The organism is Pseudomonas sp. ACN8, from assembly GCF_002303925.1.
Classification (GTDB): Bacteria; Pseudomonadota; Gammaproteobacteria; order Pseudomonadales; family Pseudomonadaceae; genus Aquipseudomonas.
This window is the reverse complement of the sequence record NZ_MRCS01000104.1, coordinates 1-2,125: the sequence shown is the minus strand read 5'-3', so window position 1 is coordinate 2,125 and position 2,125 is coordinate 1. Positions and strand designations below refer to the sequence as shown.

The window sequence follows — 2,125 nt, the reverse complement described above, 5'->3', positions numbered from 1 at the left end:
GCCTGACCCTGACCGCCACCGGCAACATCAGCGAAGGCGGCCAGATCACCTACACCGCGACCCTGAGCAACCCGGCCGGCACGCCGATGACCGTGACCTTGAGCAATGGCTCGGTCATCACCATCGAGGCGGGCCAGACCACTGGCAACGTCGTGGTCGAAACCCCGGCCAACGACGTTTATGTCAACGGCAGCACCGTCAGCACCACCATCACCGCTACCACCGGCGGCAACTTCGAAAACCTGGTGCTCAACAACACTCCAGCAGTCACCACGATTTCCGATGTGATCGACAAGGTCACGGTTACCATCGAAAGCGCTGGTCCTGTGCTGGAAGACCAGGCACCGACTTTCACCATCAAACTCGACCAGAAGCTGGATCACGACCTGACGGTGACACTCAGCAACGGCCAAACTGTGATCATCGCCGCAGGCGCAACTCAAGTTGGCTATGCATTGCCGGCGCAAGGTGATGACGTCTACAAGGATGGTGGTAGCGCCTCGCTGGGTATCGCTGATGCTAGCGTTGCCGGTAAGACGTTTGAGAATCTGGTCATTGGTGGCGAAGCCAAGGTCGAAATTACTGACACTGTCAGCGAAGTCATCGCTACCCTGACTGCGGATAAATCCACCGTGGCCGAAGGCGGCCAGGTCACCTACACCGTGACCCTGACCAACTCGGCCGGTCTGCCGATCAATAACCATGGTCCGTTGGAGTTCACCCTCTCCGACGGCACCAAAATTACCGTTCCGGCCAACACCGCGACCGGCACGGCGACCATCGCTGCTGCCGACGACGTGTTCACCGGCGGCCAGGCAGCGATCGTCAACAAACTGGAGTCGGTCAGCGGCGCGGACAACTTCGAAAAACTGACCCTGAGCCAGACCGCAGTCGAAACCTCCGTCACCGACGAACCGGGCTCGGGCACCCCGAGCGACAACCAGGGCGACCCGGTCACCGTCAGCATCGAAGGCAATGGCGGTGTGCAGGAAAACCTTGCGCCGACCTTCACCGTCAAGCTTGACCAGAAGCTCGATCATGACCTCAAGGTCACCTTGAGCAACGGCGGCACCGTCACCATTGAAGCGGGCAAGCTGTCGGCCATCTACACCGCGCCGGTACAAGGTGACGACGTCTACAAGGACGGTCAGACCCTCTCGATTGGCATCAGCGATGCAACGGTTGACGGCAAAACCTTCGAAAACCTGGTGATCGACGGCACCGTGGCCAACGTGGCCATCACCGACACCGTCAGCGAAGTCATCGCCACTTTGACCGCGGACAAATCCACCGTGGCCGAAGGCGGCTCGGTCACCTACACCGTGACCCTGACCAACGCGGCCGGCCTGCCGATCAATAACCATGGTCCGTTAGAGTTCACCCTCTCCGACGGCACCAAGATCACCGTCCCGGCCAACACCGCGACCGGCACAGCAACCATCGCCGCGGCCGACGACGTGTTCACCGGCGGCCAGGCAGCGATCGTCAACAAACTGGAATCGGTCACTGGCGCAGACAACTTCGAAAAACTGACCCTGAGCCAGACCGCAGTCGAAACCTCCGTCACCGACGAACCGGGCTCGGGCACCCCGAGCGACAACCAGGGCGACAAGGTCACCGTCAGCATCGAAGGCAACGGCGGCGTGCAGGAAAACCTCGCGCCGACCTTCACCGTCAAGGTCGACCAGAAACTCGATCACGACCTCAAGGTCACCCTGAGCAATGGCGGCACCGTCACCATTGAAGCGGGCAAATTGTCGGCCATCTACACCGCACCGGTGCAGGGCGACGACGTCTACAAGGACGGTCAGACCCTCTCGATTGGCGTCAGCGATGCAACGGTTGACGGCAAAACCTTCGAAAACCTGGTGATCGACGGCACGGCGGCCAACGTGGCCATCACCGACACCGTCAGCGAAGTCATCGCGACCCTGACTGCGGACAAATCCACCGTGGGCGAAGGTGGTTCGGTGACTTACACCGTGACCCTGACCAACGCGGCCGGTCTGCCGATCAATAACCATGGTCCGTTGGAGTTCACCCTCTCCGACGGCACCAAGATCACCGTCCCGGCCAACACCGCGACCGGCACAGCAACCATCGCCGCGGCCGACGACGTGTTCAC

1 protein-coding gene is annotated in these 2,125 nt (G+C 61.1%); it reads left to right on the top strand.

Annotated elements, in window-relative coordinates; all coding sequences use genetic code 11:
* A partial coding sequence (locus tag BSF44_RS29060; RefSeq protein ID WP_371918302.1) for an immunoglobulin-like domain-containing protein occupies positions 1 to 2,125 on the top strand: 2,125 nt, incomplete at both ends.